At 65.2% G+C, this 14368-nt stretch carries 16 protein-coding genes; 10 read left to right on the top strand and 6 right to left on the bottom strand.

Features of this window, described 5'->3' with window-relative positions; all coding sequences use genetic code 11:
- The first annotated feature begins 7 nt into the window (after positions 1-7).
- Entirely contained in the window at positions 8-853 is an 846-nt protein-coding gene (locus tag ARC39_RS14785; protein ID WP_368085978.1) for an esterase/lipase family protein, read from the top strand.
- A 24-nt stretch (positions 854-877) separates the two neighbouring features.
- On the opposite strand, the gene ARC39_RS14780 is transcribed toward ARC39_RS14785, so the two are convergent.
- Positions 878-1123 (bottom strand): DUF8831 family protein, encoded by a 246-nt coding sequence (locus ARC39_RS14780; protein ID WP_068115686.1) that lies wholly within the window; start codon positions 1121-1123, stop codon positions 878-880.
- 253 nt (positions 1124-1376) lie between these two features.
- On the opposite strand from ARC39_RS14780, the gene ARC39_RS14775 reads away from it, so the two are divergent.
- The 3 genes from ARC39_RS14775 (at position 1377) to ARC39_RS14765 (ending at position 2423) form a co-directional block, all read left to right on the top strand.
- A complete protein-coding gene (locus ARC39_RS14775; protein WP_068115578.1) occupies positions 1377-1664 on the top strand; it encodes a DUF6455 family protein in 288 nt (95 codons plus the stop codon).
- A gap of 73 nt (positions 1665-1737) precedes the next feature.
- Positions 1738-1998: a DUF6455 family protein gene (locus ARC39_RS14770; RefSeq protein WP_068115685.1), complete on the top strand. Its 261-nt coding sequence runs from the start codon at positions 1738-1740 to the stop codon at positions 1996-1998.
- A gap of 113 nt (positions 1999-2111) precedes the next feature.
- Positions 2112-2423 carry a hypothetical protein gene (locus ARC39_RS14765; RefSeq protein ID WP_068115577.1) on the top strand — a complete coding sequence of 104 codons (312 nt, stop codon included), beginning with the start codon at positions 2112-2114 and terminating at the stop codon, positions 2421-2423.
- Positions 2424-2584: 161 nt separating this feature from the next.
- Here the strand turns inward: ARC39_RS14765 and rimO are convergent, their stop codons facing one another.
- The 3 genes from rimO to ARC39_RS14750 all read right to left on the bottom strand — a co-directional run bounded on the left by rimO (position 2585) and on the right by ARC39_RS14750 (position 5236).
- A complete protein-coding gene (gene rimO, locus ARC39_RS14760) occupies positions 2585-3976 on the bottom strand; it encodes a 30S ribosomal protein S12 methylthiotransferase RimO (protein WP_438273266.1) in 1392 nt (463 codons plus the stop codon).
- 45 nt (positions 3977-4021) lie between these two features.
- Positions 4022-4417, bottom strand: a complete 396-nt coding sequence (locus ARC39_RS14755) for a hypothetical protein (RefSeq protein WP_078059279.1) — start codon at positions 4415-4417, stop codon at positions 4022-4024.
- Between the two features lie 96 nt (positions 4418-4513).
- On the bottom strand, positions 4514-5236 hold the full coding sequence (locus tag ARC39_RS14750; RefSeq protein ID WP_068115575.1) for a DUF599 domain-containing protein: 723 nt from the start codon (positions 5234-5236) through the stop codon (positions 4514-4516).
- 84 nt (positions 5237-5320) lie between these two features.
- Here ARC39_RS14750 and ARC39_RS14745 point away from each other — a divergent pair, with 84 nt between their 5' ends.
- From ARC39_RS14745 to ARC39_RS14720, 6 genes are all read left to right on the top strand, one after another.
- Positions 5321-6757, top strand: coding sequence for an FAD-linked oxidase C-terminal domain-containing protein (locus ARC39_RS14745; protein ID WP_068115574.1), 1437 nt, complete (start codon positions 5321-5323; stop codon positions 6755-6757).
- A gap of 100 nt (positions 6758-6857) precedes the next feature.
- Entirely contained in the window at positions 6858-7982 is a 1125-nt protein-coding gene (locus tag ARC39_RS14740; protein WP_068115573.1) for an FAD-binding protein, read from the top strand.
- Positions 7983-7985: 3 nt separating this feature from the next.
- Positions 7986-9278 (top strand): glycolate oxidase subunit GlcF, encoded by a 1293-nt coding sequence (glcF, locus tag ARC39_RS14735; protein WP_068115572.1) that lies wholly within the window; start codon positions 7986-7988, stop codon positions 9276-9278.
- A 70-nt stretch (positions 9279-9348) separates the two neighbouring features.
- Positions 9349-10170 carry a trypsin-like serine peptidase gene (locus ARC39_RS14730; RefSeq protein ID WP_368085977.1) on the top strand — a complete coding sequence of 274 codons (822 nt, stop codon included), beginning with the start codon at positions 9349-9351 and terminating at the stop codon, positions 10168-10170.
- Positions 10167-11024 (top strand): trypsin-like serine peptidase, encoded by an 858-nt coding sequence (locus ARC39_RS14725; protein WP_068115571.1) that lies wholly within the window; start codon positions 10167-10169, stop codon positions 11022-11024. The genes ARC39_RS14730 and ARC39_RS14725 overlap by 4 nt, the downstream gene beginning before the upstream one ends.
- A 193-nt stretch (positions 11025-11217) precedes the next feature.
- Positions 11218-11676: an Hsp20 family protein gene (locus ARC39_RS14720; protein WP_068115570.1), complete on the top strand. Its 459-nt coding sequence runs from the start codon at positions 11218-11220 to the stop codon at positions 11674-11676.
- Between the two features lie 126 nt (positions 11677-11802).
- Here the strand turns inward: ARC39_RS14720 and ARC39_RS14715 are convergent, their stop codons facing one another.
- Positions 11803-13791, bottom strand: coding sequence for a vWA domain-containing protein (locus tag ARC39_RS14715; protein ID WP_068115569.1), 1989 nt, complete (start codon positions 13789-13791; stop codon positions 11803-11805).
- Positions 13791-14324, bottom strand: coding sequence for an RNA polymerase sigma factor (locus ARC39_RS14710; protein ID WP_068115682.1), 534 nt, complete (start codon positions 14322-14324; stop codon positions 13791-13793). Before ARC39_RS14710 ends, ARC39_RS14715 begins: the two co-directional genes overlap by 1 nt.
- Between the last annotated feature and the right edge of the window lie 44 nt (positions 14325-14368).

Raw genomic sequence — 14368 nt, 5'->3', positions numbered from 1 at the left:
GCGTTGGATGCGGGCCAAGCTGGACGGTGCGGCGCAGAATTCCTACATCGGCAGAATGATGCGGTTTATCCTCCTGCTGGCGTCATTGCTTTGGCTCCCGGCCCCGTCGTTGGCGGGCTGCGTCGTGCTGCTTCATGGGCTCGCGCGAACGTCGAACTCCATGCTGCCATTGGAACTGGCGTTGAGCCGGAGCGGTGCGACGGTTGTGAACATCGGATACCCGTCAACCGAGGCTCCGGTGGAGGCGCTGACCGCAGAAATCGATGCAGCGGTCGCGCGCTGCCCGTCTGACGCGCCTGTCAACTTCGTAACCCACTCGCTCGGCGGGATTCTCCTGCGGGTATGGGCGGAAGACCCGGCGCGCGCGGATCGGATCGGCCGCGCGGTGCTGCTTGCGCCGCCGAATGCAGGGTCCGAACTGGTGGACTGGCTCGATGGAAATGTGGTGTTCGATTGGGTAAACGGGCCGGCCGGCGGACAGCTCGGCACCGGTGCCGCAGACCTGCCGGCCAGACTCGGGCCGCTTCCATTCGAGGCCGGCGTGCTGGCAGGGCGCCTTTCGCTGAACCCGATCTATTCCGCCGTTATCCCCGGGCGGGACGATGGAAAGGTTGCTGTCGACGCGACCCGGGCTGCAGGTATGGCTGACCACCTGGTCCTCGACACGACCCATACGTTCATGATGACCAATCCTCTGGTGATCGCGCAGGTCCTGATATTCTTGTGCACGGGGCGGTTCGACAGGGAGCTTGGCTATTCCGATGCCATCCGCCTCCTTGCGACGGCCGGCGAGGAGACGGCCCATCTGAACGCCTGTACCGATCCCTCCGCTGCAGGTGGCGATGCGCGATAGCCGGATCCCGCGGTGCAGCGGGCGCTAAGGCTCGGGCGTTCCGCGCCGAAGGCGATAGATGCCCTCCGGCAGGTCGAGCGCCGCCGAGAGGTCGCGCAATTGCTGTAGCGACAGAGTGATCTTCTGCACCGTATCGCTGCGCGGGTCTAGTTGCTCGACGGTGACGCAATCCTCGAACGCGTTGACGGTGATATCCTCCTGGATCGGGGCGGGCGCCTCGTCGACCAGAGTGATCACGGTCGCGTCGAATTCGTGCTCGATGGTAAACATGGGCTGACAATAGCGCCTGCCGATTGCGCTGTCAGCCACCACCGGTTCCGGCGCGTCGCTGCGGCGCATGAGCGTCATGCTTCTCTGAGTGCTGTGTTTTTGGGCGTTTTGTCACCGAAAAGGTATTCGATTCTCGCATGGCGGGCTGCATCACGGCTCTCAGGGGGGCGCCTTGACCTGCATCAATGTCGCTGGGCAATTGGTGTGCAAGCTGACGTCCACGGAACAGGACGGGACAGAATAGGATCAGGACATGAGACCACTCGGCTCGGAACGCGATCATTACTGGCTGGCGCTCAGCATGGCGAAGGCTGCAGGTGTGGATCTGCAAGGTGCCATCGAGGAAGGCCGCTTCAATCAGGAAGGATGGGCAAACACCGTCCAGAAGTGCCGTGGCTGCGAATGGGCCGGAGAGTGTCCGCACTGGTTGCAGGAGAATCCAGAAATCGATGCCGCACCGGAAACCTGCGTGAACGCCAAGCTCTTCGCCGCACTCAGGGTGGCGCAGGAGGAGGCGGACAAGCCCGCGGCGGTCGCCTGAACCGATGGCAAAGGGGGCTGCATCCGAATTCCCGGGACACCACTCCAAAGGCGCGACGGGAAAATGCACCCCCGTGCCCGGTGACAGCGACCTGCATTTCTGGTTGACCCGCAGCGTCGGCCGCTCGATCGGTTTGAACTTCACGCGTGCGCTGAAGGAGGGGCGGCTGAGCCCCGACCAATATCGTGACCTTGTGGATGTCTGCCGGACATGTCCGCATGTGGACTCCTGCCAGCGGTGGCTCGGAGGGCAATCGGGGTGCGGCGCGGCGCCGGTTCGCGCGCCGGGATTTTGCCGAAACGCGCACGCATTGGAAGCCCTGCGCCCGCATTGAGAAACGCGCTGCTCGCGAGGCGGCCAGTCGTGCCCATCGAGCGTGGCCACAGGGCAGTGGCGTTTCGCAAGATCCCGCCTAGAATGCAGCTGTCCAACAGAAGGAGATGACCGATGCGCGCGATCATCGCGGCCACCCTGCTGCCGACGCTCCTGGCCTGTACGCCTGCGGAAGAGTCGGTTGGCAATCCGGGTGAAACGCCCACCGCCGAGCCGTTGCCGTTGCTAGGTGGCTACAGAGACCCGGCAGACCAATGTGTTCGCGTGGGAGAGAACGCCTACACCAACCAGTTCCTCGACGATGCGGCCGATTTCGTGGGGTGCCCGGAGGATTACGAAGGTGTCGGTGTTTTCGAGACAGAAACCGGCGCGCAGTTGGTCGCAGTGACTCAAGGCTACCGCCTCTATTCGGTGCCACGGCGCTGACGCGATCATCGATGTTTCTCGGCGAGCGGCGGGCTACGGCGCACCTTTGCCGGCGCGCATGCGTGCCGTTGGGCTACCTGGATATTTCCAGACAGAAGAAACCCGCCCCCTGACAGGGATCGGCACCGTCGCGCAAAGTTGGCGACAGGGTCACGGCCGGCTCAGTTCACCAGGCGGCCCCAGAGGTCGTATTCGCTCGCCTCGTCCACCTCGACGGTGACGATCTGGCCGGGTTCAAGTGCTTCGTGACCGTCATCGATGAAGAGATTGCCGTCGATCTCGGGTGCGTCGGCCTTGGTCCGGCAGGTGGCGGCGTCGTCCTCCACCAGATCGACGATGGCCTCCAGACGTTTTCCCACCTTGGCGGCGAGCTTTGTTTCGGAGATTTCCTGCGCCTTCTGCATGAATCGTTCCCACCGCTCCTGTTTCGCCTCATCCGGTACATGGCCGGGCAGGTCGTTGGAGCGTGCGCCATCGACGTTCTCGTATTGGAAGCAGCCCACGCGGTCGAGTTTCGCCTCGTCCATCCAGTCGAGCAGGGTCTGGAATTCTTCCTCCGTCTCGCCCGGGTAGCCGACGATGAAGGTCGACCTCAGTGTCAACTCGGGGCAGATCGCCCGCCACGCGGCGATTTCGTCCAGTGTCTTCGCTGTTGCCGCGGGCCGCGCCATGCGTTTGAGCGTATCGGGGTGTGCGTGCTGGAACGGGATGTCCAGGTAGGGCAACACCAACCCTTCCGCCATCAACGGGATCAGGTCGCGCACGTGCGGGTAGGGGTAGATGTAGTGCAGCCGCACCCAGGCGCCCAACTCTCCCAATTTACCAGCCAGATCCGTGATATGGCTGCGCACCTCGCCACCTTTCCACGGGTGCGTGTCGTGCTTTCGGTCTACGCCATAGGCGGAGGTGTCCTGGCTGATGACCAGCAGTTCCCGCACGCCGTTCTCCACCAGTTTCTCCGCCTCGCGAAGGATTGCGTGCGCCGGGCGGCTGGCGAGGCGTCCGCGCATGTCGGGGATGATGCAGAACTTGCACTTGTGATTGCAACCTTCTGAAATCTTTAGGTAACTGTAGTGGCGCGGCGTGAGTCGAACGCCGCTGGCGGGCATCAGGTCCACGAACGGGTCCGGATCGGGCGGAACCGCGGCATGCACGGCGTCCAGCACCTGTTCGTATTGGTGGGGGCCGGTGACGGCGAGGACTTTCGGGTGGGTGCCGGTGATGTAGTCGGGTTCCGCGCCCAGACAGCCCGTGACAAGCACCTTGCCGTTCTCCTTCAGCGCTTCGCCGATTGCCTCCAGGCTTTCGGCTTTCGCACTGTCGAGGAATCCGCAGGTGTTCACGATCACCGCGTCGGCACCGGCGTAATCCGGCGAGATCCCGTAGCCCTCCGCGCGCAGACGCGTCAGGATTCGCTCGCTGTCCACAAGCGCCTTGGGGCAGCCGAGCGAGACCATGCCGATCGTCGGCTGGCCGGGTCGGGCGGACTCCGTCACCCTGGCGCGGGCGAGGTCGGGGCGAAGGTCGGGCGGATTGCTGGACGCGGTGGACATGGGGCGCATATAGCGGTGCGGCGCGTGCGACGAAAGGGCAAGCGCTCAGCGCGCCAGGCGTAGCCGATAGCGCGCCCCGTCCCAGCCGCCCGTCGATGTGCTGGCCTCGATGACGATCTCGTTCAACTCGCCCGGTATCACCACGCCACCAAGGCTGCGTGTGAATGGTTGCTCGTTCACATGCGGATGGGCGAGAACGCGGGTGGCGAGCACCGAGCCGTCGGGCGCTAGGATGCGCCAGCCATCCGCGTAGTCGTCCCAGCCAGTGTCGCCGTGGCTGAGCGTTACGGCAATGGTCCAGCCCTGTCCGTCGCTGCGGGCGTCCGCGGCCTCGATGACCGCGGGGTCGGCGTGTGCCGCCCCGAGGGCCGGCAATAAGAAAGAGCCGGCGCACAAGGCGCCGGCCAGGACGAGGGACTGGAAGAAGTGCTCAACCGTCATGGCGCAACCCTGCCACAATTCGCCTCTGCCTGTGGTCACGATCCCGTCAACGGAGCGCCGCGGGTGGGTGCCGAGACAGGCGAGAGCGAGGGTGCGTCAGGGTTTCTGGTCCTGCCCGACAGGTAAGTCAGGGCGGCGCAACACGTCGCGGCTGCGGGAGGCAAACTCGCGCCTCCAGATCACAAGCAGCACGACGATCGTGCCGATCATCAGCGGGACGGCGCCGGCGAGCCATGCGACCGACCCTAGCGCGAAGTAGACCGCGCGCATCCCGCGGTTGAAGCTGCGGGCGGCGAGGGCATTGATTTCGGCCGCCTTGGCGGCCCTGGGATAGGCGTGTGGGTCTTCTGGATCGTTCGGCACGGAGGCCATGAGCACCGCGCAATAGCCAAAGAGCCGGTGCGCCCAGACGAAATGCAAAAAGGCGCTGCTCAGCAGCAGCAGGATCAGCAGGATCTTGATCTCCCAGATCGCTTCGGGCGTCTGGCTTTGCGTGAGGTCGCTGGCGACGTCGCGCAGCGGTTGGGGATTGCCGATGAGCGCCAAGCCACCACCGATGGCGATCATCGAGGAGGATGCGAAGAACAGCGTACCCTGGCGCAGGGAATCGAGAATGCCGCTGTCGAAGATCCGTGGTTGTCGCGTGACGAAGGCGCGCATCCAGTCTTCCCGATAGCGTCGCATCAGGATCGAGGTGGACAGGCGTTTGCCGAACGGGTGCTCGATGACCCAGCCGATCCCGAAGGAGGCCAGCGCCAGGATCGCGACGGCCGCGAAGTCCGGCCAGGCGAACAGCTCGAGCGTTCCAAGAAGTGTCATGGGCGGACCCTACCTTGCCACGTGGCGCTTGCAACACGGCAAAATTGGTTACATTATCTGACCAATTTTGGAGGGGGATGCCGGATGGAGATGCCAAAGCCCGATTCGACGGTGCTATCGAAGAAGGATAGCATCCTGCGCCGCTTGCAGGAGGTGCTTCCGGCCGGTGCCGTAATCCACGAAGCCGCCGAAACACGTGCTTATGAATGTGATGCGCTGACCGCCTACCGCTGTCCGCCGATGGCAGTTGTGTTGCCGGCCTCCACCGAGGAGGTCGCGGCGACGCTGCGTGTCTGTCATGAACTGGGTGTGCCGGTGGTGCCGCGCGGGGCGGGTACGTCGCTTGCCGGGGGGGCGCTTCCCACCGCCGATTGTGTGCTCCTCGGGGTGGCACGGATGAATGCCGTACTGGAGACCGATTACGAGAACCGCGTCATTCGGGTCCAGACCGGACGTACGAACCTGAGCGTGTCCGGTGCGGTGGAAGAGGCCGGCTTCTTCTATGCACCCGATCCCTCCAGCCAATTGGCCTGCGCGATTGCCGGTAACGTGGCGATGAATTCCGGCGGCGCGCATTGCCTCAAATATGGCGTGACGACGAATAACCTGCTGGGCGTGACCATGGTGCTCATGGACGGCACGGTGGTGGAGCTCGGAGGTGCGCATCTGGATGCGCCGGGCTACGATCTGCTCGGCCTTGTCTGCGGCTCCGAAGGGCAACTCGGGGTGGTGACGGAGGCGACGCTGCGCATACTGCCCAAGCCCGAGGGCGCGCGGCCCGTGTTGATGGCGTTTTCCAGCTCCGAAGTGGCGGGACAATGCGTCTCGGACATCATCAAGGCGGGCGTGCTGCCAGTGGCGATCGAGTTCATGGACCGTCTTTGCATCCGCGCGACAGAAGACTTCGCGCGCGCCGGCTACCCCGATTGCGAGGCGCTTCTGATCGTGGAGGTGGAAGGATCAGACGCGGAGATCGACGAGCAGCTCGGGGTGATCCTCCAGATCGCGCGCCGGCACGATCCGCTGGAGTTGCGTGAGAGCGGCTCGGCCGAGGAATCCGCGCGGATCTGGCTCGGTCGGAAATCGGCATTCGGGGCGATGGGGCAAATTGCCGACTACATGTGTCTCGACGGCACCATCCCGGTGAGCGCCCTGCCCATGGTGCTGCGGCGGATCGGTGAGATGAGCGAGGAATTCGGATTGCAGGTGGGAAACGTATTCCACGCCGGCGACGGCAACATGCACCCGTTGATCCTCTACGATGCCAACAAGCCGGGCGATCTGGAGCTTTGCGAGCGTTTCGGCGCCGAGATCCTGAAGCTGTGCGTCGAGGCGGGCGGATGCCTGACCGGCGAACACGGGGTTGGGATCGAGAAGCGCGACCTGATGGTGCATCAGTTCGCGCCCGAGGACATGGAGATCCAGATGGCGGTGAAGGACGTGTTCGACCCGCGATGGCTGCTCAACCCGGCCAAGGTCTTTCCATTGGCGGCATCGCGGGCGCGCCGGGTGGCGGGATGAGCGGCGGTGGTCGGGGCGGGGGGGCGTCTGCCCCCTCTTCGCCTGGCGGCGAATTCACCCCCGAGGATATTTCGCGACAGAAGAAGCGGAGGGGCGTGTGATGCTTGCGCCAAGCAACGAGGCGGATCTGGCCGAGATGGTGGCCGCGGCGGCTGGTCCGCTGGCGGTGCGTGGCGGTGGCACGCGGCCAATAGCCGGGATGGCACGCGGAGAGCCACTATCGGTGGCCGGGATTGCCGGGATCACGCTCTACGAACCGGGCGCGCTGACGTTGGTCGCGCGAGCCGGCACGCCGTTGCGGGACGTGGACGCCGCACTGGCAGAAGAGGGGCAGCGGCTCGCGTTCGAACCCATGGATCATCGGGCGCTGATAGGCACGGATGGAGACCCCACGATCGGAGGCGTGGTCGCGGCCAATGTATCCGGTCCCCGGCGCATTCAGGCAGGTGCCTGTCGCGACAGCCTGCTGGGAGTACGGTTCGTGGACGGGCGTGGGTCGGTGTTGAAGAACGGCGGTCGGGTGATGAAGAACGTCACCGGCTACGACCTCGTGAAGCTTCTTTGTGGCAGCTTCGGAACGCTCGGTGTGCTGAGCGAGGTATCGCTGAAGGTGCTGCCGAGGCCGGAGGCGTCTGCGACGCTGGCCTGGGATGGTCTTGATCTGGAGGCCACGCTCGCGATCATGACCGCGGCGCTCGGCACGCCGTTCGAGGTGACCGGAGCCGCTTGCCTACCAGCGCAGGACGGCCGGGCCTCGGCCACGCTGCTGCGCATAGAGGGGTTTTCGGATTCGGTGCGTTACCGGGTCGGGGCGTTGGCGAAGGCGCTCGCGGGTCCGGAACCTGACCGGGTGGTGCACGATCCCGGCGAACAGGCGGCGCTGTGGCGCGAGGTCCGGGATGTGACGCCCTTCGCAGATGCGCCGGGCGATGTGTGGAGAGTGTCGGTCAAACCGACGGACCTGCCGCGGGCGCTTGGCACTGGCGGCTTCCGGCATCTGGTGGATTGGGGCGGCGGGCTGATTTGGACACTCGTGCCCGAAGGCACGGACCTACGCGCGCAGATCGCGGTGCCGGGGCACGCGACGCTCGTGCGTGCCTCTGCCGAGACCCGTGCGCGGCTCGGAACTTTCCATCCCGAACCGGCGCCCCTGGCAGCGATATCCGCCGGTGTTCGGGCGAAGTTCGATCCGCGCGGTATTCTCAATCCGGGGGTCATGGGGTAACGCATGCAAACGAATTTCACGCCTGAGCAACTCGAAGACCCCGGCATTGCGCGTGCCAATGAGATCCTGCGCGCCTGTGTCCACTGCGGCTTCTGTACTGCGACCTGCCCGAGCTACCAGGTGTTGGGCGACGAGCTCGACTCCCCGCGCGGACGGATCTACCTGATCAAGGACATGCTGGAAAACGACCGGCCGGCGGACAAAGAGACCGTCAAACATCTCGACCGGTGCCTGAGTTGTCTCGCCTGCATGACGACCTGTCCCTCCGGCGTGCACTACATGCACCTGATCGACCACGCGCGCGAACACGTGGAAAAGACCTATCGTCGCCCGCTCCTTGACCGGCTGCTGCGGTCCGTTCTTGCCCATATCATCCCCTATCCGGGCCGGTTTCGGTTGGCGCTTCTGGGGGCGAAGATCGGTCGGCCGCTTGCGGGGCTGATGCCCGATGGGCGTCTGCGGGCCATGCTCGCGATGGCGCCGAAAGAGATCCCGCCGGTAAGCCGCAACGACGACCCGCAGGTGTTTCCTGCAAGAGGAGAGCGGCGGATGCGCGTGGCGCTGATGACCGGCTGTGCGCAGCGCGCGCTCAATACCGATATCAATGACGCCACCATCCGACTGCTGACGCGGCTTGGCTGCGAGGTGGTGGTAGCGCGCGGGCAGGGGTGTTGCGGGGCGGTGACGCATCACATGGGCAAGGCCGACGCTGCAATGGACGCAGCGCGGCGGAACATCGACGCGTGGCAGGCCGAGCTGCAACGCGATGGACTTGACGCAATCGTCATCAATACATCCGGCTGCGGTACGACCGTGAAGGACTATGGTCACATGTTCCGCAATGATCCGCTGGCCGCGGCTGCCGGGCAGGTCAGTGCGCTTGCCCGTGACATCACGGAGGTTCTGGCGGATTTGGGGCCAGAGGCGGAGGCGCCCGAACCGCTTCGGGTGGCCTATCATGCCGCCTGTTCCCTGCAACACGGCCAGAAGATCACCGCCCCGCCCAAGGCTTTGCTCAAGGGGGCGGGGTTCACCGTGCTGGAACCGGCGGATTCGCATCTCTGTTGCGGATCGGCGGGCACGTACAACCTGTTGCAGCCGGAGATTTCCAGCGAGCTGAAGGCGCGCAAAGTGCGCACGCTCGAAGCGACGGGGCCGGAAGTGATTGCTGCGGGCAACATCGGCTGCATGATGCAGATCGGCACTGGCACCGACCTTCCGGTGGTGCATACGGTAGAGTTGATGGACTGGGCCACGGGCGGGCCGCGTCCTCGGGCGCTCGCCGACCTTCCCTGACGGGCGGTTCAGCGCCACATTGTCGCCCGAAGCGGCCGCTACCGTGCCGGAAACCATCGGGAGAGCGCATGTGTTCCGTCTAGTGTCTTTGTTGTTTTTGGGTCTTTTCGCCATTGGTGGCGTCGCCGCCGCCGAGGATGTTTCGTCCGGCGCCACACCCCTGACCGCGCTCAAGACGGCCGATGACACCCGTGGCTGGGAGGCCGTTGGCCGGCTCGACATGGGCCCCGGACGGTTCTGCACAGGTGCCCTGATTGCACCGCAGCGTGTGTTGACGGCGGCGCATTGCCTTTTCGACGCCGACACCGGCGTGCGCATTGGCGTGGAGCAGATGGAGTTCCGCGCGGGTTGGCGCGACGGGCGCGCCGAAGCCTATCGGGGCGTACGGCGCGCAGTGGTGCATCCGGACTACGATTTCGGCGCGCCGAAGCAAATCTCGCGCGTTGCAAAGGATCTCGCGCTGCTGGAACTCGACCGGCCGATCAGGAGCACCCGCATTCAGCCGTTCGAGACCGGATTCGATCTGCGCAAGGGGGCCGAGGTGGGGATCGTTTCCTATGCCGAACACCGCTCCGAAGCGCCCTCGCTCCAGCAAGTCTGTCACGTGCTGGAACGTGTCGCCGGGGTGGTCGTGGTTTCCTGCACGGTGGATTTCGGTTCTTCGGGGGCGCCCGTTTTCAAGTGGTTCGACGGAGTGCCGAGGATCGTGTCGGTGGTCTCCTCCAAGGCCGAGGCAAAAGGTGAGCCAGTGGCGCTGGCCGGCGAATTGCGGCCCTCGCTGGAGCGGTTGGAGACGACCCTCGAGGCCGCGCCGGACAGAACGCTCAACCGTGGCAGCGCCATGAACGGCGGCGACAGTAGCCGTCTTGGCGCGAAATTTCTCCGCCCATGAGCAGGTGTCGGCCTCATATCGCGGTATCGCGTGCCGTTCTTGCGCTGATTTTCGGGCTGATGGCCGGTGGTCCGGCCACGGCGACCGACAGCGGGCTCAAGCGCCTGACGCTGCGGCATGACAGCCTGGGTTGGGAAGCGGTTGGACGCCTCGATCTTTCCGGCCGTGGCTTCTGCACGGGTGTGCTGATCGAAACCGATCTGGTGCTTACGGCCGCCCATTGCCTGATCGATCGCCGCAGCGGAGCGCGTGTTGATCCGCGTGCGCTGCGTTTCCGGGCCGGATTGCGGGATGGAGAGGCGATAGCCGAGCGAAGCGGTATCCGTGCCGTCCTACATCCCAACTACGCCCCCAACGACAGCGATGGTATTCGCCAGCTTGTATCCGACGTGGCGCTGGTCGTGCTTGACGCGCCGATCCCGGCCGCAACGGCAGCGCCATTCACGGTCGGGACACGGGTTGCGCCAGGAGGAACGGTGAGCCTTGTCTCCTACGCCCGAGGCCGCGACCAGGCTCTGAGCTGGCAGCGGGCCTGCAGTGTTCTCGGGCGCGGGCAGGGGGCACTCCTGTTCACCTGCGATGCCGATTTCGGCTCCTCCGGTGCGCCGGTGTTCGAGATCTCCTCCGGACGCGGACGGATCGTCTCGCTTGTCTCGCGCGGGCTCAGGGAGGATGGGAAATCGAATGTCTATGGACCGGAGATCGCAGCACCACTTGCGGCAACGCGCCGGGCGCTGCGCGAGGGACGCGGGGTCTGGCCCGAAGCCGGTTTCGCCGCGCGCCGGCTTCCCGCCCCCGGTTTTCGAGGCCTGTCGGACGATCGCGACACAGGTGCACATTTCGTAAAGCCATGATGCGCCGCCGACGGTTCCCAAGTCCGTTCACGCTGGCGTGAAGATCGCGCCGCGAGGGGGTTGAAACGGCCCGGAATGCCTCCCACATCATCTCACGTCCGGATGCCGATGGTCGGGTCCGGACGGAATGAAACGGCACCCGTCCCGCGGGAGGGTGCACATCTGAGACATCGCTCAAGAGAGGATGCAAGCAATGCGTACACTTGATTTTTCGCCGCTCTATCGTGCCACCGTCGGGTTCGACCGGATCGCCGACATGATGGACCGGGTTATGGAAACCGAGGTTTCCGCCCCCACCTATCCGCCCTACAACATCGAAAAGACCGATGAGAATGCCTACCGCATCTCCATCGCCGTCGCCGGGTTCACCGAAGCCGAATTGTCGGTCGAGGTGAAGGAAGGCGCCCTGATCGTCTCGGCCCGCAAGGCAGAGGACGACAAGGAGCGGACCTTCCTGCATCGCGGCATTGCCACTCGCGCCTTCGAGCGCCGCTTCCAGCTCGCCGATCACGTGCGCGTGTCCGGTGCCAGCCATGTGGACGGAATGCTCCATATCGACCTCGTGCGCGAAGTGCCGGAAGCCCTGAAGCCGCGCCGCATCGAGATTTCCGGCGGCAGCAAGGCCATCGAGGCGGAGACGGTCGAAGCCTGACCTTCTGGTCCAAAGAACACCATACCGGGGCGCGTCGCAGGGTTGCGGCGCGCCCTTTCTGTTTCTGGATACGGTTGCGCGGCCTGAGTGCGGATACTCCATTTCGCGCGAACGAGCCGCCGCCGGTTATTGCGCCTGTCCGAGCGACCGAGCAAGGCGCATGAGTTGCACGGCTTCGGCGCGATAACCGTATGTGTCCGCGCCACGGTTCGCTTCGGCCAGTGCAATGGCTTCGTCCCAACTCCAGTTGCCGAGGTAGGGGCTTTGGCGCAGCAACTGGCCAAAGCCCGCAATTGCCGTGGCGAACGCCGTTTCACTGGCGGAGGCGATTGCCGTCGCCGGTACGGGGTGCTCGATCAAGCGGCTCGCATCCGCGCCCGGCAATTTGTAACGCAGCCGCAGGAAGGCCAGCTCGTCCGACGTGTCGTCGCCTGCGAGCGACGCACTCGATCCGTACCGTAGCGGATCCGAAAGCATCGCCGGCGATCCGAGCGGCGTCACCTCGTAGAGCGCCGTCACCTGATGGCCGGCGCCGATTTCGCCCGCATCCACCCGGTCGTTGTTGAAATCCTCGCGTGCGAGCGCGCGGGTCTCGTAGCCGATGAGCCGGTATTCGGCCACCACCGCCGGATTGAACTCCACCTGGATCTTGACGTCCTGGGCAATGGGGAAAAGCGTGCCGGTGAGCTGGTCCACGAGGACCTTCTGTGCCTCGGCCAGCGTGTCGATATAGGCCGCCTGCCCATTGCCCGTCTGGGCAAGGACCTGCATGAGTGCGTCGTTTAGATTGCCACGGCCAAAACCGAGCACGGAGAGGTAAATCCCCCCCTCGCGCTTGCGCGCGATATCGGCCTTCAACGCGTCCGGCTCGGATGGGCCGACATTGAAATCGCCGTCAGTGGCAAGGATCACCCGCGTTACCGCGCCGTCGCCGGCCATTCCCTCGGCGACCGAGTAGGCCTGATCCAGCCCTGCCTGTCCGGCTGTGGAGCCGCCCGCTTGCAACCGGTCGAGAGCGGCGAGGATCGTACCGCGGTCGCCGGCTGGCGTGGGAGGCAGCACTTCTCCGGCACTGCCGGCATAGGTAACGATCGCCACCCGGTCTTCCGGGCGCAATTGGCCCAGCATCAGCCGGAAGGATTGCGTGAGCAAGCCCAACCGGTCCGGCCCCTGCATGGAGCCCGAAGTGTCGATCAGGAACACCAGGTTCAGGGCGGGGCGGTCTTCGATTGCCGGCAGGGTGCCTTGCAATCCGATTTGCAGCAGTTGCGTGTCCGGGTTCCATGGTGTCGGGCTGACGGTGGTGGAAACCGCAAAGGGGGCGCCACCGGGCTCGGGAGCCGGATAGTCATAGGGGAAGTAATTCACCATCTCCTCGACCCTCACGGCATAGCGCGGCGGCAGTTGTCCTGCCATCAGCGAGGAGCGCACCACCGACCAAGCCGCGGTATCCACATCGACCGAGAAGGTCGAGACGGGCTCCTCGGCAGCGATCTTCAGTGAGTTTGGGGCTCCATTTGCGAAGGTCTCGGTGCCGCCACCTGGACGGGGAGACGCGACTTCCTGTGAAGGATGTGCGGCTTGTTTGGCCACGGTTCGCGCCGCAAGCCGCGGCGCGCCATCCGCCATCGGTGCAGGGCTGGCTTCAAGTGCCGCCTCCGGGGCATCGGCAAGGCTGAGGCCAGCTGGCGAGGCGCGTTCGGTAAGGGCCATATCGGCGGCAGGATCCAATACCTGTTCCCGGTCAATGGCGCGCGCCACCGGCGTATCGGCCGCGAGTTCCGGCAGCGTGTCGTCGCGCGTCGGCCCGAAAACGCCCTCCTGCGGCAGCACCAGCAGCATCGCCAGCCCGGCTGTCACCAATCCCGTCGTCGCCGCAAGTCTGGCGCGACTTGTCATCGCATTCAGCATCCTCTCACCTCCGTCGAGAAACCGCGCGAGAAACCCGCGCTCGGATGTGGGACGGACGGGCGGGGCGATCTCTTGGATGCCATGTGCGAATTCTTCGTCGAACGCGTTCATCGCGGCGGCGATATTTTCCGTCTTCCGTGCCGGGTCGGCATTGGGAAGGTCTGATTTCAGCGCTTTGGTCAGGCGGTCAATTTCGTCTGTCATCACAATTCCTCCGCGGCGCGGGCGCGCAGGGCCTTTTTCACTTCCGACATCCGCCAGGCGACCGTTCCTTCCGAAATGCCGAGCACCAAAGCCGCCTCTGCCTGTGTCAGTTCCTCGGCAAGGAGGAGTATGGCCGTGTCGCGCAGGTCGGGTTTCAGAGCGGTCATGGCCTGTGCCAGCCACCCGGTCGCGTCCTGCGTCTCTGCATCGGCCGCGCGACGGGCCACTTCCCAGTCGCCCCACCCATCTGCGGCCTTCGCATGCGTGGCGGCTCGGCGGCGGCGGTCATGCGCGGCATTCACGGCGACCCGGTAGAGCCACGTGGTGAACCGCGCGTCGCCGCGAAAGCCGCGCAGCTTGGCGGGCAGGGCGAGGCAGATGTCCTGCGTTAGGTCCTCGGCTTCTGCCCGGTGTCCGGTCAGGCGAAGGGCGAAGGCGAACAGCCGGTCGTAATGCCGCCCGAGAAGGGCGGCAAAGGCGTCCCGATCTCCGCCTGCGGCGGCCCGGGCGAGGGCATCGTCATCGGTTGTCATGCGCATGTCGGATGGTTAGACGCGGCCGTTCGGGCATTCCTTGG

The sequence above is a fragment of the Tropicimonas marinistellae genome (assembly GCF_001509585.1).
GTDB classification, from domain to species: domain Bacteria; phylum Pseudomonadota; class Alphaproteobacteria; order Rhodobacterales; family Rhodobacteraceae; genus Tropicimonas; species Tropicimonas marinistellae.
Note: the sequence above shows the minus strand (reverse complement) of the source record. Positions and strands in the feature narration are given on the sequence as shown.

What these genes read in the sequence shown, in the direction of transcription:
- ARC39_RS14785 (WP_368085978.1), top strand. Translation starts at nt 8, where the DNA reads ATGCGGGCCAAGCTGGACGGTGCGGCGCAGAATTCCTACATCGGCAGA.
- ARC39_RS14780 (WP_068115686.1), bottom strand. Translation starts at nt 1,123, where the DNA reads ATGTTTACCATCGAGCACGAATTCGACGCGACCGTGATCACTCTGGTC.
- ARC39_RS14775 (WP_068115578.1), top strand. Translation starts at nt 1,377, where the DNA reads ATGAGACCACTCGGCTCGGAACGCGATCATTACTGGCTGGCGCTCAGC.
- ARC39_RS14765 (WP_068115577.1), top strand. Translation starts at nt 2,112, where the DNA reads ATGCGCGCGATCATCGCGGCCACCCTGCTGCCGACGCTCCTGGCCTGT.
- rimO (WP_438273266.1), bottom strand. Translation starts at nt 3,976, where the DNA reads ATGTCCACCGCGTCCAGCAATCCGCCCGACCTTCGCCCCGACCTCGCC.
- ARC39_RS14755 (WP_078059279.1), bottom strand. Translation starts at nt 4,417, where the DNA reads ATGACGGTTGAGCACTTCTTCCAGTCCCTCGTCCTGGCCGGCGCCTTG.
- ARC39_RS14750 (WP_068115575.1), bottom strand. Translation starts at nt 5,236, where the DNA reads ATGACACTTCTTGGAACGCTCGAGCTGTTCGCCTGGCCGGACTTCGCG.
- ARC39_RS14745 (WP_068115574.1), top strand. Translation starts at nt 5,321, where the DNA reads ATGGAGATGCCAAAGCCCGATTCGACGGTGCTATCGAAGAAGGATAGC.
- ARC39_RS14740 (WP_068115573.1), top strand. Translation starts at nt 6,858, where the DNA reads ATGCTTGCGCCAAGCAACGAGGCGGATCTGGCCGAGATGGTGGCCGCG.
- glcF (WP_068115572.1), top strand. Translation starts at nt 7,986, where the DNA reads ATGCAAACGAATTTCACGCCTGAGCAACTCGAAGACCCCGGCATTGCG.
- ARC39_RS14725 (WP_068115571.1), top strand. Translation starts at nt 10,167, where the DNA reads ATGAGCAGGTGTCGGCCTCATATCGCGGTATCGCGTGCCGTTCTTGCG.
- ARC39_RS14720 (WP_068115570.1), top strand. Translation starts at nt 11,218, where the DNA reads ATGCGTACACTTGATTTTTCGCCGCTCTATCGTGCCACCGTCGGGTTC.
- ARC39_RS14715 (WP_068115569.1), bottom strand. Translation starts at nt 13,791, where the DNA reads ATGACAGACGAAATTGACCGCCTGACCAAAGCGCTGAAATCAGACCTT.
- ARC39_RS14710 (WP_068115682.1), bottom strand. Translation starts at nt 14,324, where the DNA reads ATGACAACCGATGACGATGCCCTCGCCCGGGCCGCCGCAGGCGGAGAT.